The organism is Bradyrhizobium sp. BR13661, from assembly GCF_029892425.1.
GTDB lineage: Bacteria > Pseudomonadota > Alphaproteobacteria > Rhizobiales > Xanthobacteraceae > Bradyrhizobium.
Genome location: NZ_JARXWB010000029.1, coordinates 50,268 through 73,604, shown reverse-complemented (window position 1 = coordinate 73,604; position 23,337 = coordinate 50,268). Strand labels below are relative to the sequence as shown.

Here is a 23,337-nt window from a genome sequence, read left to right as displayed (position 1 = left end):
TGTTTTACCCAAGGCTACGAAACCGACGCGTAAAACATCGACCCAAGCTGCGGCCTTGAAGGCGCAACCCGACGCCGACAAGACGCTGAGCCTGATCCTCTCCCGCCTCGACGACATGAAGGCGGAAGACACGGTCACCATCGACCTTCGCGGCAAATCGGCATACTCCGACTACATGATCGTCACCACGGGCCGTGTGAACCGGCACGTTGGCGCGATCGCGGAGAACGTGACGAAGAGCCTCAAGGAAACCGGCATCAAGAACATCCATGTCGAGGGCTTGCCCAATTGCGACTGGGTGCTGATCGATTCCGGCGATGTGGTCGTGCACGTGTTCAGACCCGAGGTCCGTGAGTTCTACAATCTCGAGAGATTGTACACGCAGGGCCCTGGGGCGGCGAAGGCGATCTGAACGCGTTCTTGAAGGCTGCTGGCCGATTTCGAATCGGCCGACGCGCATGCTAGCGTCGTGCGCGCGCGGAATGCGCGCGATCTGGAAACGCGACCCTAAAACCTCATGCGTGTTGCTGTCATAGCGGTGGGCCGGCTGAAGCAGGGCCCCGAGCGGGAGCTTGCCGACCGCTATTTCGAGCGGTTCGACGAGGCCGGCCGCAAGCTCGGATTCCGCGAGCTCAGCATCCACGAAATCCCTGAGAGCCGCGCGCGAGACACCGCGACACGCATGTCCGAAGAGGCTGCGGCGATCTCCGCGCATGTTCCCGAAAAATCGATTCTGGTCGCGATGGACGAGCGCGGACAAAACCTCGATTCCACCGTATTCGCACGGAATCTCGGGCGCTGGCGCGACGAGGGCGCCGGTCATACTATCTTCGTGATCGGAGGGGCGGACGGACTTTCGCCCGAATTGCGCCGTAAGGCCAAGCTCGCGATCGCGTTCGGCTCTGCGACCTGGCCGCATCAAATGGTCCGCGTCATGCTTCTGGAACAGCTGTATCGGGCCGCCACCATTCTGGCCGGCCACCCTTATCACCGCGCGTGATTCGCGCGACAACGAGCACCTTGCCCAACAGATGCGAGCGCCTGTCCTCAATTTGCTGCTGATGGTGAGCTGCGCCGGCACAAGCCTCCTCGCCGAAGCAAGCCTCGCGCAAGCTCAGACGGCAGCGCCGGCGCCGCAGACCGCAGCGATCTCGCCCGACGCCATCAAGCAGCGCGAACAGGAGCTGGAGGCGGCGCGCGCGAGCAAGAAAAGCGCGGAAGAGGCGCAGGCCAAGCTGAAAGCCGAGATCTCCTCGCTCGGCCAGGACCGCACCCAGCTCAATCAGCAATTGATCGACACAGCCGCCAATGTCCGCACTGTCGAGACCAAGATCGACGAGGCCGAGGCGCGGCTGAAGACGCTGAACGGCCGCGAGCAGGAGATGCGTGCCTCACTCGATTCGCGCCGCGCCGACATCGTCGAAGTTCTGGCGGCCCTGCAGCGCGCCGGACGGCGCACACCACCGGCACTGCTGGTGCGGCCCGAAGATGCGCTGCAATCGCTGCGGACCGCGATGCTGCTCGGCGCCGTCGTGCCTGAATTGCGCGGCCGCGCCGAGAAGATCGCGAGCGAGCTCGGCGACCTCGTGGCCTTGCGCAAGAGCATCGCGGCCGAACGCGACCAGCTCGCTTCCGACCGCGACAAGATCCGCAACGACCAGACCCGACTCACCGCCCTGGTCGACGAACGGCAGCGCCAGCAGGCCTCGCGTGAGAAGGACCTCGACGCCGAGAATTCGCGCGCCATCGCGCTGTCACGGCAAGTCGGCGACCTCCAGGGGCTGATCGCCAAGATGGAGCAGGACCTGCAAAGCGCCGCCAAGGCCGCGGAGAAGGCCGCCGAGGCTGCAAGGCAGGCCGCGGCTCAGGAGGCCAAGGCGGCGGCCAGCGCGGCGGCCAAACCCGGCCCGGCCGTGTTCAAGGATCGCTCCCGGACCAGCCCCGCGATCCTGTTCGCCTCGGCCAAGGGGCTCCTGCCCTTGCCGGTTAACGGTAACAAGATCAGGGACTTTGGCGGTTCCGACGGGGTTGGCGGGGTCCAGAAGGGCATTTCGCTGGCCACCAAGCCCGGTTCGCAGGTCACGACGCCGTGTGATGGCTGGGTGGTCTATGCCGGCCCGTTCCGCAGCTATGGACAACTCTTGATCCTCAATGCCGGTGGCGGGTATCATGTCTTGATCGCCGGGATGGAGCGCATTTCGGTCAACATCGGTCAGTTTGTTCTCACGGGGGAGCCGGTCGCGACCATGGGGTCGACATCTCAAGTCGCCTCCATTCTCGCCACCAACGCGAGTCAACCTGTGCTGTATGTCGAGTTCCGCAAAGACGGCACTCCAATCGATCCAGGCCCATGGTGGGCCGCAAATGAAGGCGAGAAGGTTCGCGGATGATGCGCAAGACTTCAGTTATCCTCCTCAGCGCGGCCACCGGTGCAGCGTTGACCCTGTTCGTGACCCAGCCGCGCGCGGTGTTCATGGGCTCCAGTGCGCGAGCCGCAACCGCTGACACCTATCGCCAGCTCAATCTGTTCGGTGATGTCTTCGAGCGCGTGCGCTCCGACTATGTCGAGAAGCCCGACGACACCAAGCTGATTGAATCCGCCATCAGCGGCATGCTCACCGGCCTTGATCCGCATTCGAGCTACATGGATGCCAAGAGCTTCCGCGACATGCAGGTGCAGACCCGCGGCGAGTTCGGCGGCCTCGGCATTGAGGTCACCATGGAAGACGGCCTGATCAAGGTGGTCTCGCCGATCGACGACACGCCCGCTTCGCGCGCCGGCGTCATGGCCAACGACATCATCACCAATCTCGACGATGAAGCGGTGCAGGGCCTGACCCTGAACCAGGCGGTCGAGAAGATGCGCGGACCCGTCAACACCAAGATCAAGCTCAAGATCATCCGCAAGGGCCAGGACAATCCGATCGACGTCACGCTGGTGCGCGACAACATCCGCGTCCGCTCGGTGCGTGCGCGCGTCGAGGCCGACGACATCGCCTATATCCGCATCACCACCTTCAACGAGCAGACCACCGAAGGCCTGAAGAAGGAAGTCGCCAACCTCTCGACCCAGATCGGCGACAAGCTCAAGGGCTACATCATCGACCTCCGCAACAATCCGGGCGGCCTGCTCGAGGAAGCCGTCACCGTGTCCGACTCGTTCCTGGAGAAGGGCGAGATCGTGTCGACCCGCGGCCGCAATGCCGAGGAAACCCAGCGCCGCACCGCGCATGCGGGCGACCTCACCAAGGGCAAGCCTGTCATCGTGCTGGTCAATGGCGGTTCGGCCTCGGCGTCGGAAATCGTCGCCGGCGCGCTGCAGGACCACAAGCGCGCGACCATCGTCGGCACACGCTCGTTCGGCAAGGGCTCGGTGCAGACCATCATCCCGCTCGGAAGCGGCAACGGCGCGCTGCGCCTCACCACGGCGCGCTACTACACGCCGTCGGGCAAGTCGATCCAGGCCAAGGGCATCGTGCCCGATATCGAAGTGCTGCAGGACGTGCCGGACGAGCTGAAGTCTCGCACCGACACCAAGGGCGAAGCTTCGCTGCGCGGCCATCTCAAGAACGACGGCGACGAGAAGACCGGTTCGCAGTCCTACGTCCCGCCGGACGCCAAGGACGACAAGGCGCTCAAGATGGCCGATGACCTGCTCCACGGCATCAAGAACAGTGCCTCCGCCGCGCCGACGCCCAGCACCACCGACAAGGCGGCGGCCGACAAGCCGAAAGCCGCGAACTAAGCGCAAGGTCTGCAATCCAAGGAAAGGGCGGCTTCCTGGGGCCGCCCTTTTTGCTTGGGAACTCCTGATGTCCCCGGCCTATCCCGGCCTGCCGCCGCTTGACCGCGCCGTGGTATCGTCGGTTTGAGTGATTCGGGATCTCGCATGACTGAAACGGCCGATGATCTGAGCGCCCCGCTCGGACAGGACAAGCCGCGTCGGAAACGGCGGCTGCGGTTGCCGTTCACCGCCATGCAGGCGCTGGCCGTCATGCTCGGCCTGTTCCTGGTCGCCTTTGCCGGCTTTGCCATCTTCAACAAGGACCCGCTCGGCGGCGAGCCGATGACGCGGATGGCGATTCGCGATCCCAAAGCCACCGATGAGAAGCCCGCCGCGGGCCACGGCGAGGAGCATCCCCAAGAGAGCAAGCATGCGACCAAGGAGGCGCCGAAAGAGGCCTCCGGCGAGCGCAAGACCGTCACCATGATCGACGGTTCGACCGGCGAGCGCCGCGACGTGGTGATCGGTGCAGGCGAGGCCGCCGACAAGGGCGAAGCTTCCGCAGCGCCGGCGGTCACGGCCGGGATCGATCCAAAGCTTCTGGAGAAGTCCCGCTACGGCATGATCCCCGCGATCTCCGGCGACCTCAAGCCGTTCAACGTCTACGCCGCCGAAGCCGACCGGGCCAAGGCAGCCAAGATGCCTGTGGTGGCGATCGTGATCGGCGGCCTCGGCGTCGGCGCTGCCAAGACCACCGATGCGATCATGAAGCTGCCGGGCGCGGTGACGCTGGCTTTTACACCCTATGGTGCCGACCCCGGCAAGCTCGCAGAGCGCGCCCGCGCCCAGCGCCACGAGATCTTCCTGCAGATCCCGATGGAGCCCTACGACTTCCCCGACAACGACCCTGGCCCGCAGACGCTGCTGACCTCGCTCACCCCCGATCAGAACACCGACCGCCTGTACTGGCACCTCAGCCGGATGCAGGGCTATGCCGGCCTCACCAATTTCATGGGCGCCCGCTTCATCGCGACCGACGCGGCGATGCAGCCGATCATCCGCGAGGCCTCCAGGCGCGGGCTCGGCTTCTTCGACGACGGTTCCTCGCCCCGCAGCATCGCGCCACAGGTCGCAGGGAGCCTGGCGGTGCCGTTCGGCAAGGGCGACATCGCCATCGACGTGGTCCCGACCCCGATGGAAATCGACCGCGCCCTGAACAAGCTGGAATCGACCGCGCGGGAGCGTGGCGTGGCCATCGGCACCGCCTCGGCGCTGCCCGTCTCGATCGAGCGGGTCGGCACCTGGATCAAGACATTGAGCGACCGGGGTATCCTATTGGTGCCATTGACAACCGCGATGCTGAAATCAAAATCCAGCTAAATCAAAGAATTGATACGGCACGGGCGCCGACAGCCCCGGCCGGCAGCACGCGAGAGGTTTGGCGGAATGGCGCGTTACGAGGATCTGCCCTACCGGACCTGCGTCGGGGTGATGCTGATCAATACCAAGGGCCTGGTGTTCATCGGCCGCCGCGCCGGTGGCATCGAGCATGTCGACGACAGCCATGTCTGGCAGATGCCGCAGGGCGGCGTCGATCCCGGTGAGGACAATTGGGAAGCCGCCAAGCGCGAGCTCTATGAAGAGACCAGCGTGCGCTCGATCGAGCGGCTCGGCGAGGTGCCGGACTGGCTGATCTACGACATCCCGCGCACGGTCGCCGGGCGTGCCTGGAAGGGCCGCTACCGCGGCCAGCGCCAGAAATGGTTCGCGGTGCGCTTCACCGGCAAGGACAGCGAGATCAATGTCGAGAGTCCCGGCGGCGGCGGCCACAAGGCCGAATTCGTCAGCTGGCGCTGGGAACCGATGAAGAACCTCCCGGAGCTGATCATCCCGTTCAAGCGCCCGGTCTATGAGCGCGTGGTGAAGGAATTTTCTGCACTCGCGGATGACTAATTCAAATTGTCATCCGGGGTTCGGTGCTAAGGCATCGCCGGGCTGACAACGAGAGATCCAAGCGTGACGAACGAAAAACCCTATCGTCCCAATGTCGGGATCGCGCTGTTCAATGCCGGCGGCCGGGTGCTGATCGGGCACCGCTTCAAGGGCGACGGCCCCGAGATCATCCTGCCCGGCCTCGACTGGCAGATGCCGCAGGGCGGCGTCGACGAGGGTGAGGACCTGCGCGATGCCGCCATGCGCGAGCTCTGGGAAGAGACCAACGTCGTCAGCGCCGACTACCTCGGCGAGACCGATTGGCACGCTTACGAATTCCCGCCCTATGACGGACCGCCGACGCATCGGCTGGCAAAATTTCGCGGCCAGCGCCAGAAATGGTTCGCACTGCGCTTCACCGGCCAGGATGACGAGATCGATCCGCTGACGCCGCGCAACGGCCAGCCGGCGGAGTTCGATGCATGGCGCTGGGAGCGCCTCGACTGCGTCGCCGACCTCGTGGTACCGTTCCGCCGCGAGGTCTATCGCGCGGTGGCGAGCGCGTTTGCGCCTTTCGCGACCTGAAAGCGCGAAAACAACCCCATGCACAGTAGAACGGGGGTTGAAATCATTAGAGAATTCTTGTCGAAAATTTGCGCGTGAGGAAGGTAGCATTCTCTCGTTCCCTCCCCCTTGTGGGGGAGGGGCAGGGAGGGGGGTGCCACACGGGGATTCTATCCTGCGCGCACCTGCGCAAGCGCAGCGTCAACGATCGCCACCATTTGCTGGGCCACCCCTCTCCCTAGCCCTCCCCCGCAAGGGGGGAGGGAACGCACCGTCCTCGGCGCGCCGGTTCGAATCTCATCGCATCAGTTCGTCGGCCCGACCGTAAACGGACCGATCGCGATCACGTGGCAGTCGCTGTCGTGCTTGGCACAGTCGGCGAGCGCGGTGGTGACGGCGGTCTGTTCGTCTGCGGCCTTCAAGCCGAGACCCGGACGGCCTGCGGTGCCGACCGCAACCGCGTTCCAGCCAGCGCCGTCGCCGAGCTTGCGGACGACGTCGTCGCGCGCATCAGCCACGATCGAGGCATTGCTCGCGGCGTGGAAGAAGCCGTTGGCCTTGAGCAGGGTTGGAACCGGCACGACGAAGACGTCGTCGACCGCCACGATCATGCAGGCAGAGCCCGCGAACGCGCCACAGGACTCCAGCGAACGTCGCGTCGTCTCCTCGACTGACGAGGCGCCCAACACCATGAAGTACTGGCCACCCGGACCAATCGCGACCGAGCGCGACTTCGCCGCCGGCATGTAAATGTTTTCGATGCGATTCTTGGCCTGGTCACGCAGCATCGGAAAATCCTTCGATGCGACGGGACGCTCCGTCACGGTGTCGTGCCGCACCCAGGGCTGCGGCGGCATCGGCGGGCTGCCATGGCTGTAGACGACCTTGTTGCCGACCGCATAGAGCTCGCAGCGTCGCGGCGATTGCGCAGCGTCCGCGTGCTTCTGACACTGGTCGAGCGCGGCAGTGCGCGCGGCTTCCTCGTTCGGTTGATTGACCGACGAGCCGGTGAAGCCGCCGATGTTCAGTGCAAAGGCCTTGTAATCGCCGGCGGCGGAATATTCGTTGAGATTGCCGCGCTGGCGCTCGGCGACGAACGGCACCGCGTCCACGGCGAACTTGCCGCCTGATGTCGCCGGCGGCGAAGGAATTGGCGCCGGTGTCGCGGCAGCCGTTTGGGTCGGCGTCGCTGTCGGCAGCGGCGAAGGCGCCTTCGCAACCATCGTGGGCGTCGGGCTGGGTGACGGCGCAGTGATGCTCGGCGCGGGCGCAGCGGCCGTGGACGTTGGCGGGCGGGACGCGACCTGCGCGGTCTCGAGCTTGGTGAAATAGAGGAAGCCGCCGACGCCGATGGCGACGACGGAGACCACGCCGACCACCAGCGGCCACATCCAGTTCGGGCCGGGCTGCGCCTTTGCAACCTTCTTCACCTGCGGCGTGGCATAGGTCCCGTCCTCGCGCCGCATCGCCACCATGTAGGCGTGCACCGGCGTCGGGATGTTCTTCACTTCCTGGGCGCCGATGTCGGCGAACTGCACCGACAGCTTGTTGGCGACCTGCTCGTGCACCGCGCGGGACACGCAGATGCCGCCGACCTCGGCGAGACCTTCGAGGCGCGCCGCGATGTTGACGCCGTCACCCAGCAGATCGCCATCGCGCTCGACCACATCGCCGATGGTGATGCCGATGCGGAACGACATCTGCCGGCTCGGCGGATAGGCCATGTTGCGGGTTCGCAAGGATTCCTGGATGTCGATCGCGCAGCGCACCGCTTCGACCGCGCTCGGGAATTCGGCGAGCACGGCGTCACCGGCGGTGTTGAAGATGCGCCCGCCGGCCTTGGCGATGAAATCGTCAATGACCAGACGATAGGACGCCAGTCGCCGCAGCGTCTCTTCCTCGTCTTCCGCAACGAGCCTCGAATAGCCGGCAATATCGGCCGCGAAAATCGCCGCGATCTTGCGCTTCATCTGCGACCTGCCCTGGAACTCTTCTAGCGGCCGCAGAATGCCGCTATCTCCGGCGCGGTGCAACAAAGTTTCAGCGCCCGCCACGGTGGTGACGAGCGCTGATTTTGTTACAGTTTTTTGAGAGGCCGGCGACTTGTGCCGAACTAGTGCATGGCGGTCGAATTGACCTGCTGCTGAATGCTCTTGTAGTGGTCGAGCCGCGCGAGGGCCTGATCGAGCTCGCTGCCTTCGTGCTCCTTCAGGCCTTCTTGCATCTCCGAGATGGTCTCGGCGAACTGGGCGCGGTCGAGTTCGTCCAGCGAGGTCGCGACGTCGGCGAGTACCGTCAGCCCCTTTTCCGAGACCTCAGCAAGGCCGCCGAGCACGATGATCTTCTCGTGCTTGCCGCCTGATGTGACGGTGAGGATGCCGGGGCGGATCGCAGCCACGACCGGCGCATGACCTGCCAGCACGCCGAAGTCACCCTCGACGCCGGGAATGTCGACCTGATCAACCTCGCCCGAGAATGCGAGCTTTTCCGGAGAGACGAGATCGAAGTGGAAGGTGGCCATGATGTTTCCGCTTGCTTTGCTTGTCACCCGCGGGCCTGACCCGCGGGTCCATCCATCAACGAAAGTTCTCTCTCGATGGATCGCCGGGACTTCAGTTTGAAGACGCGCTTCGCGCTTTAGCCCGGCGATGACGAGGTGGAGAGCTTAGGCAGCTTCCGCCGCCAGCTTCTTGCCCTTCTCGACCGCCTCTTCGATGGTGCCGACCATGTAGAAGGCAGCTTCCGGCAGGTGGTCATACTTGCCTTCCACCAGGCCCTTGAAGCCCTTGATGGTGTCGGCGAGGTCGACGAACTTGCCCGGCGAACCCGTGAAGATTTCAGCGACGAAGAACGGCTGCGACATGAAGCGCTCGACCTTGCGGGCGCGGGCCACGGTCAGCTTGTCCTCTTCCGAAAGCTCGTCCATGCCGAGAATGGCGATGATGTCCTGGAGCGCCTTGTAGCGCTGCAGCACCTGCTGGACCTGACGGGCGACCGCATAATGCTCCTCGCCGACGACCAGCGGGGAGAGCATGCGCGAGGTCGAGTCGAGCGGGTCCACCGCCGGATAGATGCCCTTTTCAGCGATCGAGCGCGACAGCGTGGTGGTGGCGTCCAAGTGCGCGAACGAGGTCGCCGGCGCCGGGTCGGTCAAGTCGTCGGCCGGAACGTAGATGGCCTGCACCGAGGTGATCGAGCCCTTCTGCGTGGTGGTGATGCGCTCCTGCAGCGCGCCCATGTCGGTCGCGAGCGTCGGCTGATAACCCACGGCCGAGGGAATACGACCCAACAGCGCCGACACTTCCGAGCCGGCCTGGGTGAAGCGGAAGATGTTGTCGACGAAGAACAGCACGTCCTGGCCCTTGTCGCGGAAGTCTTCCGCGATGGTCAGACCCGTGAGCGCGACGCGGGCGCGGGCGCCCGGCGGCTCGTTCATCTGGCCGAACACCAGCGCGCACTTCGACTTCACACCCTCGTCCGGCTTCTTCGGATCGGCGTTGACCTTGGACTCGATGAACTCGTGATAGAGGTCATTGCCCTCGCGGGTCCGCTCGCCGACGCCGGCGAACACGGAGTAACCGCCGTGCGCCTTGGCGACGTTGTTGATCAGCTCCTGAATCAGCACGGTCTTGCCGACGCCGGCGCCGCCGAACAGGCCGATCTTGCCACCCTTCGCATAGGGAGCCAGAAGATCGACGACCTTGATGCCGGTGACGAGAATTTCAGCCTCGGTCGACTGGTCGGTGTAGGTCGGCGCTTCCTGGTGGATGGCGCGCAGGCCGTCCGACTTGACCGGGCCGGCTTCGTCGATCGGCTCACCGATGACGTTGATGATGCGGCCGAGCGTGCCCTCACCGACGGGAACGCGGATCGGCGAACCGGTGTCGGTCACTTCCTGGCCGCGGACCAGACCTTCGGTGGTGTCCATCGAGATGGTGCGGACAGTGGACTCGCCGAGATGCTGGGCGACTTCCAGCACCAGGCGGTTGCCGCCGTTCTTGGTCTCGAGCGCGTTGAGAATGGCCGGCAGGTGGCCTTCGAACTGCACGTCGACGACGGCGCCGATGACCTGGGTGACGCGACCGAGCTGGGCTGCCATTGAATGTCTCCTTCGATCCGAACTTCTAAGCAACGGTCAATCTGACCGGGATGTTGCGTTGATGGGTACCGATGCGTCCTTGCTAGACGGCTTCGGCGCCCGAGATGATTTCGATCAGTTCCTTGGTGATCTGCGCCTGACGCGTGCGGTTGTAGACCAGCGTCTGCTTGCGGATCATCTCACCGGCGTTGCGCGTCGCGTTGTCCATCGCGCTCATCTGCGCACCGTAGAACGAGGCGTTGTTCTCGAGCAGCGCGCGGAAGATCTGGACCGCGAGGTTGCGCGGCAGCAGGCGGGTGAGGATCTCGTCCTCTTCCGGCTCGTATTCGTAGGACGTCGTGCTGGCGGCAGCGCCCTCCTCCACGACCAGCGGGATGATCTGCTGGGCGGTCGGGATCTGCGCGATCACCGACTTGAAGCGCGAATAGAACAGCGTGCAGGCGTCGAACTCGCCAGCCTCGAAACGCGCCAGAACCTTCTTGGCGATGTCCTCGGCATTGACGAAACCGAGCTGGCGCACGCTGCGCAGGTCGAGATGCTCGACGATCTGCTTGTCGAACAGGCGGCGGAGCTGCTCGTAACCCTTGCGGCCGACGCAGAAGAATTTCACTTCCTTGCCCTGGTTCATCAGGGCCAGCGCGCGCTCGCGGGCGAGACGCACGATCGACGAGTTGAAGGCGCCGGAGAGTCCGCGCTCGCCGGTGCAGACCAGCAGCAAATGAACCTGATCCCGGCCGGTGCCGGCCAGCAATTTCGGCGCGCCGGGCGAACCGGCGGCGGCGCTGGCGATGTTGGAGATCACCGCGCTCATCTTGTCAGCATAGGGACGTGCAGCTTCCGCGGCGGTCTGCGCGCGGCGCAGCTTCGAGGCCGCGACCATCTGCATGGCCTTGGTGATCTTTTGCGTCGCCTTGGTGGAGGCGATGCGGACGCGCATGTCTTTAAGTGACGCCATTCTTCGTTCACCCCGGCGGTTCGACGCTACGTCGGCCCGCTAGCCTATCCCAGTCGTCATGCCCGGGCTCGTCCCGGGCATCCACGTCTTTGTCTCCACGCGTTAGCACGTGGATGGCCGGGACATCATTTGCGAAGACGCGCTTCGCGCTTTAGCCCGGCCATGACGGCAGTTTAAGCGAAGCTCTTCGCAAAGCCTTCGACCACCGACTTCAGCTTTGCGGCGCTGTCGTCGGAGAGGTCGCGGCTGTCACGGATCGCGTTGAGAATGTCGACATGCTTGCCACGCAGCAGCGACAGCAGACCGTCCTCGAACCCACGCACCTTGTTGACCGGGAGCGGATCGAGATAGCCGTTGGTGCCGGCCCAGATCACGCAGACCTGCTCTTCCATCTTCAGCGGCGAGAACTGCGGCTGCTTCAGGAGCTCGGTCAGGCGCGAACCGCGGTTGAGCAGGCGCTGGGTCGAGGCGTCGAGGTCGGAGCCGAACTGCGCGAACGCCGCCATTTCGCGGTACTGCGCGAGCTCGCCCTTGATCTTGCCGGCGACCTTCTTGGTGGCCTTGGTCTGCGCCGACGAACCGACGCGGGACACCGACAGACCGACGTTCACCGCGGGACGGATGCCCTGGAAGAACAGGTCGGTTTCCAGGAAGATCTGACCGTCGGTGATCGAGATGACGTTGGTCGGAATGTAGGCCGACACGTCGTTGGCCTGGGTTTCGATGACCGGCAGTGCGGTCAGCGAGCCCGAGCCATGGTCCTTGCTGAGCTTCGCCGCGCGCTCGAGCAGGCGGGAGTGCAGATAGAACACGTCGCCCGGATAGGCTTCGCGGCCCGGCGGACGGCGCAGCAGCAGCGACATCTGGCGGTAGGCGACGGCCTGCTTGGACAGATCGTCATAGATGATGACCGCGTGCATGCCGTTGTCGCGGAAGAACTCGCCCATGGTGCAGGCGGTGAACGGCGCGATGTACTGCATCGGCGCCGGATCCGAGGCGGTCGCGGCGACGACGATCGAGTATTCGAGCGCGCCCTGCTCTTCCAGCACCTTCACGAACTGCGCGACGGTCGAACGCTTCTGGCCGACTGCGACGTAGACGCAGTACAGCTTGATGTTCTCGTCGGGCTGCGCGTTGAGCGGCTTCTGGTTCAGAATGGTGTCGAGCGCGATCGCGGTCTTGCCGGTCTGACGGTCACCGATGATCAGTTCGCGCTGGCCGCGGCCGATCGGGATCAGGGCGTCGATCGCCTTGAGGCCGGTCGCCATCGGCTCGCTCACCGACTTGCGCGGAATGATGCCGGGCGCCTTGACGTCGACGCGCATACGCTTGTCGGCCTGGATCGGACCCTTGCCGTCGATCGGGTTGCCGAGCGCGTCGACCACGCGGCCGAGCAGGCCCTTGCCAACAGGCGCGTCCACGATGGCGCGGGTGCGCTTGACGGTCTGGCCTTCCTTGATCTCGCGGTCGGCACCGAAAATAACGACACCGACGTTGTCAGTTTCGAGGTTCAGCGCCATGCCGCGGGTGCCGTTCTCGAACTCGACCATTTCACCGGCCTGGACGTTGTCCAGACCATAGACGCGGGCGATACCGTCGCCGACGGACAGCACCTGTCCGACTTCGGAGACTTCAGCTTCCTGGCCGAAATTCTTGATCTGGTCCTTGAGGATCGCGGAAATTTCCGCGGCGCGGATGTCCATCAGCCTGCCTCTTTCATCGCGTGCTTGATCGAATTGAGTTTGGTGCGAAGCGAACTATCGATCATGCGGCTGCCAAGCTTCACGACGAGGCCACCGATGATCGAGGGATCGATCTTCACGTTGAGCGCGACGTCCTTGCCGGTCACCGACTTCAGGGCAACCTTGAGGGCGTCGAGATTCTTGTCCGACAGCGCTTCCGCCACCGTGACGTCCGCCGTCGCCTCGCCCTTGAACCTGGCGACGAGGGCGCGATAGGCGCGGATGACGTCAGCCACCGCGAACAGGCGGCGGTTGGCGGTGAGCACTTTGAGGAAATTGGCGGTGATGCCTGCTATGCCCGCCTTGTCCAGCACGGCCGCGAGGGCCCTGGACTGGGCGTCAGCCGCGAAAACCGGACTGCGGACGAGGCGCTTGAGATCGGCGCTTTCGTTCAGCAGAGCCTCGAACCTGTCGAGATCGGCTTTGACCTCGTCGACCACTTTCTGGTCGCGGGCCAGTTCAAACAAGGCCGTTGCATAACGGCCGGACACACCTGAAACGGACGTATCTTCTGCAGCCACAGACGCGCTCTTTTAGCTGTCAAACTCGCAAGGGAAAAACCGTCGCCACGAAGCGGCGCCTAGCGATCCAAGCCCTTGGAATTCAAGCGGGACTTTGATTCTCGGCCGACACGGGAAGTGCCGGGTCCGTTAAAATCGCGGCTTTGCTAACATAGCAGGCGCGCACGTGCAACATGACGCCAAATTAAAGGCACGACGTTCTGTCGCCAGTTCGTCGCAGTTCGCGACGCCGTCACGGCCGAGAGCGCGATGACCTGCCACGTCACGGAATTGCCACGCGCCGGACGGGCCGCATCGGACCCATTCGTTCCCGCCCTCAGCGCATAGCGGCCATGAACACGGCTCGCTGAGGCGTGACCAGTGCCGCGCAGACCGCGTCCGCCGAATACTTACCCAATTCTGAACTCGAAGAATAACAACTTCGCTTTACAGTATTGCTGAGTAATCGATTAGTTAACGAATCGTTAAAGCACAAGATTACGGAACATCGTCTGAATATCGATTCGGATCACAAGTTATTTCATGGCGAAACGGAACGGATTTACTGCCCAATTCATGCCTCATTGGGAAAGGAAACGCCAACCCGCTCGCAAACTGATGGGGGCTCCACTGGCCACATATGTGGCAATACTAGCTTAGGGACCACTAAATGCTGTCTTTGAAGACGCTGGGCACTTTGACCCGGCCTCGTACGGCGATCGCTTTCGTCGCCGCAACTCTCCTCGTCGGTGGAACTGCCACCGAAGCTTCCGCCAAATCCAGGCATCACCGGCACCACCACGCCGCCCAGGACGGCTCAAATTCCTCCTCCGATTGGCGCAATGCCAATGCGGCCATGACGCCCTCCTCGGGCACGGGCCACAGCTTCTCGGGCATGGCCTCCTATTACGGCAACGAGTCCGGCAGCCGCACCGCCTCCGGCGCGCGCTTCAACCAGAACGCCATGACCGCGGCGCACCGTTCGCTGCCGTTCGGCACCAAGGTGCGCGTCACCCATGGCGGCCAGAGCGTCATCGTCACCATCAATGACCGTGGCCCGTTCGTGCGCGGCCGCGTGCTCGACCTCTCCACCGGTGCTGCCCGCGCCATCGGCCTCACCGGTGCCGGCGTCGGCCGCGTCACCGCGGAAGTGGTGTCCTAACGGCGCCTGAGGCGCCTCACCTCACGAGCGCAGTTTCGATCATCGTCCTCAGGACATGAGCAGTTCGATGCGCGCGTGAAACAAGCCCGTGGTCTTGGGGGACCACGGGCTTTTTCGTCATTCCGGGGCGCGCGAAGCGCGAGCCCGGAATCCATCGGGCGACAGAGATAGTGGATGACTGGATTCCGGGCTCGCGCTTCACGCGCCCCGGAATGACGGTAGGGGATGAGGCGACAGCGGCGCTATAAAAAGCTCTGCGGGTCGACGTCCACTTCCAGCTTCTGATTGCCCTTCGGCTTCGGGCACACCGCGAGCCAGTTGCGCAAATAGTCCGAGAGATCAAAGCCGCGCGCCGATTTCACCAGGATGCGAAAACGATATCGGCCCTTGATGACGGCGAGCGGGGCTTCCGCAGGGCCGAGCACCACGACGCGCTCATCGCGCGGCGCGAGTGCAACGAGCTTGCGGCCCAGCCCTTCCGCGCTCGGACGATCGCCGGCAGAAATGATCAGGCTCGCAAGCCGGCCGAACGGCGGATAGAGCGTCTTCTCGCGCAAATCGATCTCGCTGTCGTAGAAGGCCTCGCGGTCGCAGGCGATCAGCGCCTTCATGACAGGGTGATCGGGCTGATGGGTCTGCAGATAGCCGACGCCGCGGCCCTGCTCGCGCCCGGCGCGGCCGATCACCTGGTTGAGCAATTGCCAGGTGCGTTCCGCCGCGCGCGGATCGCCATTGCTCAAGCCCAGATCCGCATCGACGACGCCGACGAGATTCAGCCGCGGGAAATTGTGGCCCTTGGCGACGAGCTGCGTGCCGATGATGATGTCGACGCGGCCTTCCGCGATCTCGTTGAGCTCACTCCGCATCGTCTCGATCGAGGTGATGAGATCGCTCGACAGCACCATGGTGCGCGCCTCTGGAAACAGCGCGGCGGCCTCTTCCTGGAGGCGCTCGACGCCGGGGCCCACCGCGACCAGCGATTCCTCAGCGGCGCAGTGCGGGCAGGTCGGCGGACGCGGCATCGAGAAACCGCAGTGATGGCAGACGAGGCGCTGGCGGAATCTGTGATCGACCAGCCAGGCATCGCAGATAGTGCAGGCGAAGCGGTGGCCGCAGGCACGGCACAGCGTCAGGGGGGCATAGCCGCGGCGATTGAGGAACAGCAGCGCCTGCTCGCGCTTCTCGATGGCCTTTCTGATCTCACCGGCCAGCCGCGGCGAGATGTAGCGGCCGCGCGCCGGCGGCTCACGGCGCATGTCGATGGCCTCGATATGCGGCATGTGCTGGCCGCCGAAGCGCGAGGGCAGCGCGATGCGCTGATAGCGGTTCTTGCGCGCGTTGACCTCGGACTCGACCGACGGCGTCGCGGACGCCAGCACGATCGGGATTTTTGCGATATGCGCGCGCACCACCGCCATGTCGCGGGCATGATAGTGCACGCCCTCGTCCTGCTTGTAGGCCTGGTCGTGCTCTTCATCGACGACGATGAGGCCGAGATTGGCGTAAGGCAGAAACAGTGCCGAGCGCGCGCCGACCACGACGGGTGCCGTGCCTTCCGAGATTGCCGCCCAATTGCGCGCGCGGGTGCGCGGCGTCAGCTCGGAATGCCATTCGATCGGGCGCACGCCAAAGCGCTGTGCGAAGCGATCGAGGAACTGGCCGGTCAGCGCGATCTCCGGCATCAGGATCAGCGACTGTTTGCCGCGGCGGATGGTTTCCGCAACGGCCTCGAAATAGACCTCTGTCTTGCCGGAGCCGGTGACGCCGTCGAGCAGAGCGACGTGGAACGTGCCGTTGGCCGCGAGCGCGCGCATCGCATCCACGCCGGCGCGCTGCAGCGGCGAAAAATCCGGCCGGCCGAACTCCGGATCGGGCGCCGGCGGCGGCGCTGGTGGCGGCATCGGCTCGACCGTCAGCGTGCCTTCGTCGACGAGGCCGTCGATCACGCCGGCCGAGACGCCCGCTTCCTTGGCGGCTTCGGACTTGGTGTGCAGCAGCCGGTCCGAGAGCACCTCGATCACACGCGCCCGCGCCGGCGTCAGCCGCCGCGGGGGGTCCCCGACCAGGCGCACACCGGCGCGCACCCGCTCGGGTCCGAGGTTCTCGCCCATGCGCAGGCACATGCGCAGCACCATGCCGCGCGGGCTCAGGGTGTAATTGGCGACCCAGTCGACGACCGCACGCAGCTCGGGCTTCAACGGCGGGACGTCGAGCTTTTCGCTGACCTCCTTGAGCCGATTGTGCAGGCGTGGATCGGGATTGGCATTTTCGCCCCAGACCACGGCGAGCACCTCGCGTGGCCCGAGCGGCACACTGAGGAGATCGCCGGCCTTCAGCTCCATGCCGCGCGGGACCTTGTAGGAATAGGTTTGGTCGAGCGCGACCGGCACCAGCACGTCGACCATGCGGGTCGCGTTGGCGGAGGCGGTGGTGCTGCGCGACGTGTGATCCATGTCGGGAGAATCGGAACCTTGGAGGTCTCTTGGGGCCTTGAGGCTAACGCCCCGAAGCGGCCTTAGCGAACAGTAAACGGGTCTGATGCGATATACTGTGCGGAATCATTCCGTCCAGAGCGCATGAGCAAAGCCGCCGCCCCTCGAATCGAGCTCGCCAGCGCCGATCCCTCGATCGCGCAGCAGATGACGCGCTGGCTCGCGCATCTCGGCGCCGAGCGACGGCTGTCGCCGAAGACGCTCGAGGCCTATGCCCGCGATCTCAGGCAGTGCCTGGATTTCCTGTGCAGCCATTGGGGCGAGCGCGTGACGCTGGAGCGATTCGCCTCGCTCGAAGCAACTGACGTGCGCGCCTTCATGGCGATGCGGCGCGCCGACGACATTGCCGGCCGTTCACTGATGCGCGCGCTCGCGGGCCTGCGCTCGTTCGGCCGTTTTCTCGAGCGCGAGGGCAAGGGCAAGGTCGGCGCGCTCTCGGCGATCCGCGCGCCGAAGGTCGCAAAGACCTTACCGAAGCCGTTGCCGATGGCTTCCGCAAAGCGCCTGGCTGACGCCGACGAGCGCGCCGGCGAGGATCGCGAGACCTGGATCCTGGTGCGCGACGCCGCGGTGATGGCGTTGCTCTATGGCTCGGGCTTGCGCATCTCCGAAGCGCTCGGCCTGAAGCGCCGCGAGGTGCCGAAGCCGGGCGAAGGCGACGTGCTCGTCGTGACCGGCAAAGGCAACAAGACCCGCATGGTGCCGGTGCTGCAGAACGTGCTGGCGCTGGTGCAGGACTACGTTTCGATGTGCCCGCACACGCTGCCACAGGACGGGCCGATCTTCGTCGGCGCGCGTGGCGGACCCTTGAGCCCGCGCATCATCCAGCTCGCGATGGAGCGCCTGCGCGGCGCACTCGGCCTGCCCGACAGTGCCACGCCACACGCGCTGCGGCATTCCTTCGCCACGCATCTGCTCTCGCGCGGCGGGGACTTACGCGCGATCCAGGAACTGCTCGGCCATTCCTCGCTCTCGACCACGCAAATCTACACTGGCATCGATTCTGAACGATTGCTGGAAGTCTATGCGAGCGCGCATCCAAGACGCTGAAAGAGCCGCTGACGGGCGCGGTCATTCCTGACATCAAGCTGTCATCCCTTCCATGCCTCTTGCGCAGGCCGCGCGGTTCGGTCAATCGTGGCGGACCGAACAGGAGGGGATTCATGAGCGCACACGAAAGCATGGAGCACGCCGAGCATGCCGAGCACGCATCGGGCGAGAACAAGAAGATCGCACTTCTGATCGCGGTGCTGGCGCTGTTCCTGGCGATCTCGGAAACGCTCGGCAAGGGCGCTCAGACCGAGTCCATCAGCAAGAACGTCGAGGCCTCCAATCTCTGGGCGTTCTTCCAGGCCAAGAGCATTCGCCGCACGGTGGTCCAGACCGCGGCCGACCAGGGCAAGCTGACGCTGGGCAGCGCCACCGACGAGGCCACCAAGGCCGCGGTGCAAAAGCAGATCGACGACTGGACGAAGACCGCGGCGCGCTACCGCTCCGAACCCGAGACCGGCGAAGGCACCGAGCAGCTCGCCGAGAAGGCCAAGCATGCCGAGCACGAGCGCGACGAGGCGACCGCGAAATACCACCACTTCGAGCTGGCATCGGCCGCATTCCAGATTGGCATCGTGCTGGCATCGGCGACGATCATCACCGGCATGCTGCCGCTCGCTTGGGTCGCGGGGCTCTTGACGCTCGCCGGACTTGGCATGACCGTGCTGGGTGCGTGGGCTCCGCATCTGTTGCATCTGCACGGGTGAGGCAGCTGTTGTTCTCAGCCGTCGTCCCGGCGAAGGCCGGGACCCATACCGCGTGATCTATCAATTGCGATAGGTAGCAGTACAGAACGACGAGTCTTCGCCAAACTTCTCCCTGGGGTTATGGGTCCCGGCCTTCGCCGGGACGACACCTGAGGGTTGGCGCGAGTGGCGCCAAACAACAACGCTACCGCGCCTCGTGCACGCTCTTGCGGAAGCGCTGGATCAGGCGGAGCGTGCGCGAGGACCAGCCTTCGCCGTTGCCCTTGATCAGCTCGCGGATGCGCTGCTTGACGGGTTCGACGAGCTCGGTCGCCTTGGCGCGCAGCCGCAGCACCCACTCATAGAGCCGCTCGAACCAGTGCATCTCCAGCAGCTTGTCGCGCGTGACATCGAACAGGAATGCGGTGACGCCGACGCCGAGCATCTTGGCGAACAGGAAGGTGGAGACGCCGGTCAGCCAGTATTCGTGGGTGAGCAGCCAGAGGCCGACCAGCTTCAGCGGAAACAGCGGAATGATCGGCACGGCGAAGACGATCAACGTCATCGCCGGCGACAGCGCATCGACACGGTCCGCCAGCCATTCCTTCAAGCGCGCGAGCGGGATGAGTGCGACCACCCACGCGACAACAGGCTCAAGATGGTCCCACAGCCAGGCTTCGATCAGGAAGATGATCGCCAGCAGGACCCAGACCGGTTGAAGAAGGCGGCGCAGCATGTGATGTCCCGCCCGATTCGGCTTTGGGCGCGCCCTACATATGGATGGCCCGCTTGCCGACTGCAAGCGCGGCTTCCTTGACGGCCTCCGAGCGGGTCGGGTGCGCGTGGCAGGTGCGGGCGAGATCCTCCGCACTGCCACCAAACTCCATCAGCACGCAGGCCTCGTGGATCATCTCGCCGGCCTCGATTCCGATGATGTGCACGCCGAGCACGCGATCGGTCTTCGCATCTGCGAGAATCTTCACGAAGCCGTCAGTGGTCTGGTTGACCTTGGAGCGGCCGTTGGCGGTAAAGGGAAACTTCCCGACGGTGTAGGCGACGCCGGCCTGCTTCAGCTCTTCCTCGGTCTTGCCGACGGAGGACACTTCCGGCGTTGTATACACGACGCCTGGGATAATGTCGTAGTTCACGTGGCCGGCCTGGCCTGCGATGATCTCCGCAACGGCCACGCCTTCATCTTCGGCCTTGTGCGCGAGCATGGGACCGGCGACGACGTCGCCGATGGCATAGACGCCCTTCAGGCTGGTGGCGAAATGCGGGTCGATCTGCACGCGGCCGCGGGGATCGAGCGCGACGCCGGCTTCCTTCAAGCCGAGCCCGTCGGTGTAGGGCACGCGGCCGATGCAGACCAGCACGACATCGGCCTCGAGCGTCTCGGCGGCGCCGCCGGCCGCGGGCTCGATCGTCGCCTTCAGCGTCTTGCCTGAGGTATCAACGGCCGTGACCTTGGCCCCTAGCTTGAACGCAAAACCCTGCTTCTCGAGGATGCGCTGGAATTGCTTTGCAATTTCGCCGTCCATGCCGGGCAGGATGCGATCGAGGAATTCGACGACGACGACTTCGGCGCCGAGACGCTTCCACACCGAGCCGAGCTCGAGGCCGATCACGCCGGCGCCGACGATCAGGAGCTTGCCGGGGACCTTGTCCAGCGACAGCGCGCCAGTGGACGAGACGATGCGCTTCTCGTCGATCTCGATGCCCTTGAGGCGCGCGATGTCGGAGCCCGTGGCGATGACGATGTTCTTCGTTTCGATCACCTGCGACTTGCCGTCGACGGAGACTTCGACCTTGCCGGTGCCCAAGATCTTGCCGGCGCCCTTGAGCACGTCGACCTTGTTCTTCTTCATCAGGAACTCGACGCCCTTGACGTTGCCGTCGATGCCCTGTTGCTTGAAGTTCATCATCGCCGGCAATTCGAGCTTCGGCGCGGAGACGCTGATGCCCATCTTGGCGAAGGAATGCGCGGCTTCCTCGAACATTTCGGAGGCATGCAGCAGCGCCTTCGAGGGCATGCAGCCGACATTGAGACAGGTGCCGCCGAGCGTGGCGTTCTTTTCGACCACGGCGACTTTCATGCCGAGCTGGCTGGCGCGCACCGCGCAGACATAACCGCCAGGTCCGGTGCCGATGACAACGAGATCGTAGGTAGCCATGAGAGAAAGTCCCGTAGGTTTAGCGTTGTGAGGATGTGTCAGCGTCCGCGCGGCGCGTCAGCGTCCACCGGACACATCGAGCGTGGCTGCAGTCACGTAAGAGGCCTCGTCCGACATCAGCCAGACGATGGCATTGGCGATTTCATCGGCGGTGCCGACGCGCTTCATCGGCACCATGTGGGCCAGTCGATGATGCCGGTCGGGCTCGCCGCCGGAGGCATGAATTTCGGTATCGATCAGGCCGGGGCGAATGCCTGCGACGCGAATGCCCTCGCCCGCAACCTCATAGCCGAGGCCGGTGGTGAAGGAATCGATCGCGCCCTTCGACGCAGCGTAGTCGACATAGGTATTGGGCGCGCCGAGCTTGGCAGCAACCGATGACAGATTGACGATGACGCCGCCCTTGCCGCCATGCCTGGTCGACATGCGCTTCACCGCCTCGCGCGCGCAGAGGATGGAGCCGGTGACGTTGACCGCCAGCACGCGCTGGATACGCTCGGCCGACATCTCGTCAACACGCACACCACTCTTGCCGACGATGCCGCCATTGTTGACGAGCGCGGCCAGCGTGCCGAACTTGTCGGCCGCCTTGAACAGGTCGATGATGTCGCGTTCCTCGGCGACGTCGCATTTCACCGCAATCGCCTTGCCGTTGCCGGCCTCGATCTGGCTGACCACCTCGTCGGCGGCTTGCTTGTTGCTGGCATACCCGACCACGACGCGATAGCCGCGCGCAGCCGCCGCAAGCGCGGTTGCCCGCCCGATGCCACGGCTGCCGCCGGTGATGACAACGACTTTATCGGTCACGCGCCCCTCCATGGTTCGACAGGCGCCGTCGCACCTGAGGGCGACGGCGCTGGCAGAGCATCAGCGATCAGAGATCGAGCACCAGACGCGCCGGATCTTCCAGGCTCTCCTTGACGCGAACCAGGAAGGTGACGGCTTCCTTGCCGTCGATCACGCGGTGATCGTAGGACAGCGCCAGATACATCATCGGGCGCACCTCGATCTTGCCGCCGACCACCATCGGACGATCCTGGATCTTGTGCATGCCGAGGATGCCGGATTGCGGCGCGTTCAGGATCGGGGTCGACATCAGCGAGCCGTAGATGCCGCCATTGGTGATGGTGAAGGTGCCGCCCTGCATCTCGTCGATCTTGAGCTGGCCGTCGCGGGCGCGGCGACCGAAATCGGCGATGCCCTTCTCGATATCGGCGATCGACTTGTGGTCGCAGTCGCGCACGACGGGCACGACGAGGCCCTTGTCGGTGCCGACGGCGACGCCGATGTGATAGTAGTTCTTGTAGATCAAATCGGTGCCGTCGATCTCGGCGTTGACGGCCGGGATGTCCTTCAGCGCCTGCACGACGGCCTTGGTGAAGAAGCCCATGAAGCCGAGCTTGGAGCCGTGCTTCTTCTCGAACGCATCCTTGTAGTGGGCCCGCAGCGCCATCACGTTGGTCATGTCGACCTCGTTGAAGGTCGTCAGCATCGCCGCGGTGTTCTGCACGTCCTTGAGACGGCGCGCGATGGTCTGGCGCAGGCGGGTCATCTTGACGCGCTCTTCGCGGGCGGCGTCATCGGCCGGCGACGGCGCACGGACCTGCACGGCAGCGGCAGGCTGGTTGACCGGGGTCGGCGCGGAGGCCGCACGCTCGATCGCAGCGAGCATGTCGCCCTTGGTAACCCGGCCATCCTTGCCTGAACCCGGAACGGTCGAAGCATCGATGCCGCTTTCGGCCGAAATCTTGCGCACGGAGGGAGCGAGCGGCGCGTCGGCCGGCGGTGCCTTCGTCGCAGCAGCCGGGGCAGCGGCGGCGGCCGCCGGAGCAGCAGCGGGTTTGGCGGGCGCGGCGGCAGGCTTGGCAGCGCCGGCACCGTCGGTGATCTGGCCAAGCAGCGCGCCCACAGCGACAGTCGCGCCATCGGCGGCGATGATCTCGCTCAGCGTGCCGGCGGAGGGCGCCGGGACCTCGATCGTGACCTTGTCGGTTTCGAGCTCCACCAAGGGCTCGTCGACGGCGACCGGGTCGCCGGCCTTCTTGAACCAGCGGCCGATGGTGGCCTCGGTGACGGATTCGCCGAGCGTCGGCACACGAATTTCAGTCATGGTCTTTTCCTTAAGGGATCGCCAATGCGGTCATGAATTCCTGATGTCACGGCCAGCGAAAAGCAGGCCACCCAGCAAGCCGGGACGCATCGCATTCACGAGGACGTCACGTCTGACCGGATGCTCCGCCCTCGTGCGCAAGAGCGCACT

Annotated in this window: 21 protein-coding genes; 10 read left to right on the top strand and 11 right to left on the bottom strand. The window is 64.8% G+C overall.

All coding sequences use genetic code 11. The features are described from left to right. Window positions 1-55: 55 nt before the first annotated feature. The 7 genes from rsfS to M2427_RS33370 all read left to right on the top strand — a co-directional run bounded on the left by rsfS (window position 56) and on the right by M2427_RS33370 (window position 6,241). The gene (rsfS, locus tag M2427_RS33400) at window positions 56-412 is read left to right on the top strand and encodes a ribosome silencing factor (protein WP_280711069.1); all 357 of its coding nucleotides are present in this window, start codon (window positions 56-58) and stop codon (window positions 410-412) included. Between the two features lie 105 nt (window positions 413-517). Continuing rightward, window positions 518-1,000, top strand: a complete 483-nt coding sequence (gene rlmH, locus M2427_RS33395; RefSeq protein WP_280711068.1) for a 23S rRNA (pseudouridine(1915)-N(3))-methyltransferase RlmH — start codon at window positions 518-520, stop codon at window positions 998-1,000. Window positions 1,001-1,031: 31 nt separating this feature from the next. Then, the gene (locus M2427_RS33390) at window positions 1,032-2,390 is read left to right on the top strand and encodes a peptidoglycan DD-metalloendopeptidase family protein (RefSeq protein WP_280711067.1); all 1,359 of its coding nucleotides are present in this window, start codon (window positions 1,032-1,034) and stop codon (window positions 2,388-2,390) included. Further along, window positions 2,387-3,745, top strand: coding sequence for a S41 family peptidase (locus tag M2427_RS33385; protein WP_280711066.1), 1,359 nt, complete (start codon window positions 2,387-2,389; stop codon window positions 3,743-3,745). Before M2427_RS33390 ends, M2427_RS33385 begins: the two co-directional genes overlap by 4 nt. A 144-nt stretch (window positions 3,746-3,889) precedes the next feature. Then, window positions 3,890-5,104, top strand: coding sequence for a divergent polysaccharide deacetylase family protein (locus M2427_RS33380; RefSeq protein ID WP_280711065.1), 1,215 nt, complete (start codon window positions 3,890-3,892; stop codon window positions 5,102-5,104). A 66-nt stretch (window positions 5,105-5,170) separates the two neighbouring features. Then, complete coding sequence (locus M2427_RS33375; protein WP_280711064.1) at window positions 5,171-5,677, top strand: RNA pyrophosphohydrolase; 507 nt, start codon at window positions 5,171-5,173, stop codon at window positions 5,675-5,677. A 63-nt stretch (window positions 5,678-5,740) separates the two neighbouring features. Beyond that, complete coding sequence (locus M2427_RS33370; RefSeq protein WP_280711063.1) at window positions 5,741-6,241, top strand: RNA pyrophosphohydrolase; 501 nt, start codon at window positions 5,741-5,743, stop codon at window positions 6,239-6,241. A gap of 284 nt (window positions 6,242-6,525) precedes the next feature. Here the strand turns inward: M2427_RS33370 and M2427_RS33365 are convergent, their stop codons facing one another. From M2427_RS33365 to M2427_RS33340, 6 genes are all read right to left on the bottom strand, one after another. Further along, window positions 6,526-8,190: an adenylate/guanylate cyclase domain-containing protein gene (locus tag M2427_RS33365; protein WP_280711062.1), complete on the bottom strand. Its 1,665-nt coding sequence runs from the start codon at window positions 8,188-8,190 to the stop codon at window positions 6,526-6,528. Between the two features lie 143 nt (window positions 8,191-8,333). After that, entirely contained in the window at window positions 8,334-8,741 is a 408-nt protein-coding gene (locus tag M2427_RS33360; protein ID WP_280711061.1) for a F0F1 ATP synthase subunit epsilon, read from the bottom strand. Between the two features lie 144 nt (window positions 8,742-8,885). Next, window positions 8,886-10,319 (bottom strand): F0F1 ATP synthase subunit beta, encoded by a 1,434-nt coding sequence (atpD, locus tag M2427_RS33355; protein ID WP_280711060.1) that lies wholly within the window; start codon window positions 10,317-10,319, stop codon window positions 8,886-8,888. Window positions 10,320-10,401: 82 nt separating this feature from the next. Further along, window positions 10,402-11,274 carry a F0F1 ATP synthase subunit gamma gene (locus M2427_RS33350; RefSeq protein WP_280711059.1) on the bottom strand — a complete coding sequence of 291 codons (873 nt, stop codon included), beginning with the start codon at window positions 11,272-11,274 and terminating at the stop codon, window positions 10,402-10,404. Between the two features lie 173 nt (window positions 11,275-11,447). Then, entirely contained in the window at window positions 11,448-12,977 is a 1,530-nt protein-coding gene (gene atpA, locus M2427_RS33345; protein WP_280711058.1) for a F0F1 ATP synthase subunit alpha, read from the bottom strand. Next, window positions 12,977-13,537 (bottom strand): F0F1 ATP synthase subunit delta, encoded by a 561-nt coding sequence (locus tag M2427_RS33340; protein ID WP_280711057.1) that lies wholly within the window; start codon window positions 13,535-13,537, stop codon window positions 12,977-12,979. The genes atpA and M2427_RS33340 overlap by 1 nt, the downstream gene beginning before the upstream one ends. 649 nt (window positions 13,538-14,186) lie before the next feature. On the opposite strand from M2427_RS33340, the gene M2427_RS33335 reads away from it, so the two are divergent. Further along, window positions 14,187-14,678, top strand: coding sequence for a septal ring lytic transglycosylase RlpA family protein (locus M2427_RS33335; RefSeq protein ID WP_280711056.1), 492 nt, complete (start codon window positions 14,187-14,189; stop codon window positions 14,676-14,678). Between the two features lie 242 nt (window positions 14,679-14,920). On the opposite strand, the gene M2427_RS33330 is transcribed toward M2427_RS33335, so the two are convergent. Next, window positions 14,921-17,131, bottom strand: a complete 2,211-nt coding sequence (locus M2427_RS33330) for a primosomal protein N' (protein ID WP_280711055.1) — start codon at window positions 17,129-17,131, stop codon at window positions 14,921-14,923. A 123-nt stretch (window positions 17,132-17,254) separates the two neighbouring features. Between M2427_RS33330 and M2427_RS33325 the strand changes: the two genes are divergently transcribed. After that, entirely contained in the window at window positions 17,255-18,220 is a 966-nt protein-coding gene (locus tag M2427_RS33325; RefSeq protein WP_280711054.1) for a tyrosine recombinase XerC, read from the top strand. A gap of 113 nt (window positions 18,221-18,333) precedes the next feature. Further along, entirely contained in the window at window positions 18,334-18,927 is a 594-nt protein-coding gene (locus M2427_RS33320) for a DUF4337 domain-containing protein (RefSeq protein WP_280711053.1), read from the top strand. A gap of 184 nt (window positions 18,928-19,111) precedes the next feature. On the opposite strand, the gene M2427_RS33315 is transcribed toward M2427_RS33320, so the two are convergent. Genes M2427_RS33315 through odhB form a run of 4 tightly spaced genes read right to left on the bottom strand, consistent with a single transcriptional unit; the run spans window position 19,112 to window position 23,187 of the window. After that, the gene (locus M2427_RS33315) at window positions 19,112-19,642 is read right to left on the bottom strand and encodes a hypothetical protein (protein WP_280711052.1); all 531 of its coding nucleotides are present in this window, start codon (window positions 19,640-19,642) and stop codon (window positions 19,112-19,114) included. A 34-nt stretch (window positions 19,643-19,676) separates the two neighbouring features. Then, window positions 19,677-21,077, bottom strand: a complete 1,401-nt coding sequence (gene lpdA, locus M2427_RS33310; protein ID WP_280711051.1) for a dihydrolipoyl dehydrogenase — start codon at window positions 21,075-21,077, stop codon at window positions 19,677-19,679. A gap of 57 nt (window positions 21,078-21,134) precedes the next feature. Beyond that, a complete protein-coding gene (locus M2427_RS33305) occupies window positions 21,135-21,896 on the bottom strand; it encodes an SDR family oxidoreductase (RefSeq protein WP_280711050.1) in 762 nt (253 codons plus the stop codon). 55 nt (window positions 21,897-21,951) lie between these two features. Further along, on the bottom strand, window positions 21,952-23,187 hold the full coding sequence (odhB, locus tag M2427_RS33300; RefSeq protein WP_280711049.1) for a 2-oxoglutarate dehydrogenase complex dihydrolipoyllysine-residue succinyltransferase: 1,236 nt from the start codon (window positions 23,185-23,187) through the stop codon (window positions 21,952-21,954). Window positions 23,188-23,337: the final 150 nt, after the last annotated feature.

Coding starts and splice junctions, on each gene's coding strand:
- rlmH (WP_280711068.1), top strand. CDS start 518: ATGCGTGTTGCTGTCATAGCGGTGGGCCGGCTGAAGCAGGGCCCCGAG.
- M2427_RS33325 (WP_280711054.1), top strand. CDS start 17,255: ATGAGCAAAGCCGCCGCCCCTCGAATCGAGCTCGCCAGCGCCGATCCC.
- lpdA (WP_280711051.1), bottom strand. CDS start 21,077: ATGGCTACCTACGATCTCGTTGTCATCGGCACCGGACCTGGCGGTTAT.
- M2427_RS33320 (WP_280711053.1), top strand. CDS start 18,334: ATGAGCGCACACGAAAGCATGGAGCACGCCGAGCATGCCGAGCACGCA.
- M2427_RS33305 (WP_280711050.1), bottom strand. CDS start 21,896: ATGGAGGGGCGCGTGACCGATAAAGTCGTTGTCATCACCGGCGGCAGC.
- atpD (WP_280711060.1), bottom strand. CDS start 10,319: ATGGCAGCCCAGCTCGGTCGCGTCACCCAGGTCATCGGCGCCGTCGTC.
- M2427_RS33380 (WP_280711065.1), top strand. CDS start 3,890: ATGACTGAAACGGCCGATGATCTGAGCGCCCCGCTCGGACAGGACAAG.
- odhB (WP_280711049.1), bottom strand. CDS start 23,187: ATGACTGAAATTCGTGTGCCGACGCTCGGCGAATCCGTCACCGAGGCC.
- M2427_RS33360 (WP_280711061.1), bottom strand. CDS start 8,741: ATGGCCACCTTCCACTTCGATCTCGTCTCTCCGGAAAAGCTCGCATTC.
- M2427_RS33385 (WP_280711066.1), top strand. CDS start 2,387: ATGATGCGCAAGACTTCAGTTATCCTCCTCAGCGCGGCCACCGGTGCA.
- M2427_RS33315 (WP_280711052.1), bottom strand. CDS start 19,642: ATGCTGCGCCGCCTTCTTCAACCGGTCTGGGTCCTGCTGGCGATCATC.
- M2427_RS33335 (WP_280711056.1), top strand. CDS start 14,187: ATGCTGTCTTTGAAGACGCTGGGCACTTTGACCCGGCCTCGTACGGCG.
- atpA (WP_280711058.1), bottom strand. CDS start 12,977: ATGGACATCCGCGCCGCGGAAATTTCCGCGATCCTCAAGGACCAGATC.
- M2427_RS33375 (WP_280711064.1), top strand. CDS start 5,171: ATGGCGCGTTACGAGGATCTGCCCTACCGGACCTGCGTCGGGGTGATG.
- M2427_RS33365 (WP_280711062.1), bottom strand. CDS start 8,190: ATGAAGCGCAAGATCGCGGCGATTTTCGCGGCCGATATTGCCGGCTAT.
- M2427_RS33330 (WP_280711055.1), bottom strand. CDS start 17,131: ATGGATCACACGTCGCGCAGCACCACCGCCTCCGCCAACGCGACCCGC.
- M2427_RS33390 (WP_280711067.1), top strand. CDS start 1,032: ATGCGAGCGCCTGTCCTCAATTTGCTGCTGATGGTGAGCTGCGCCGGC.
- M2427_RS33350 (WP_280711059.1), bottom strand. CDS start 11,274: ATGGCGTCACTTAAAGACATGCGCGTCCGCATCGCCTCCACCAAGGCG.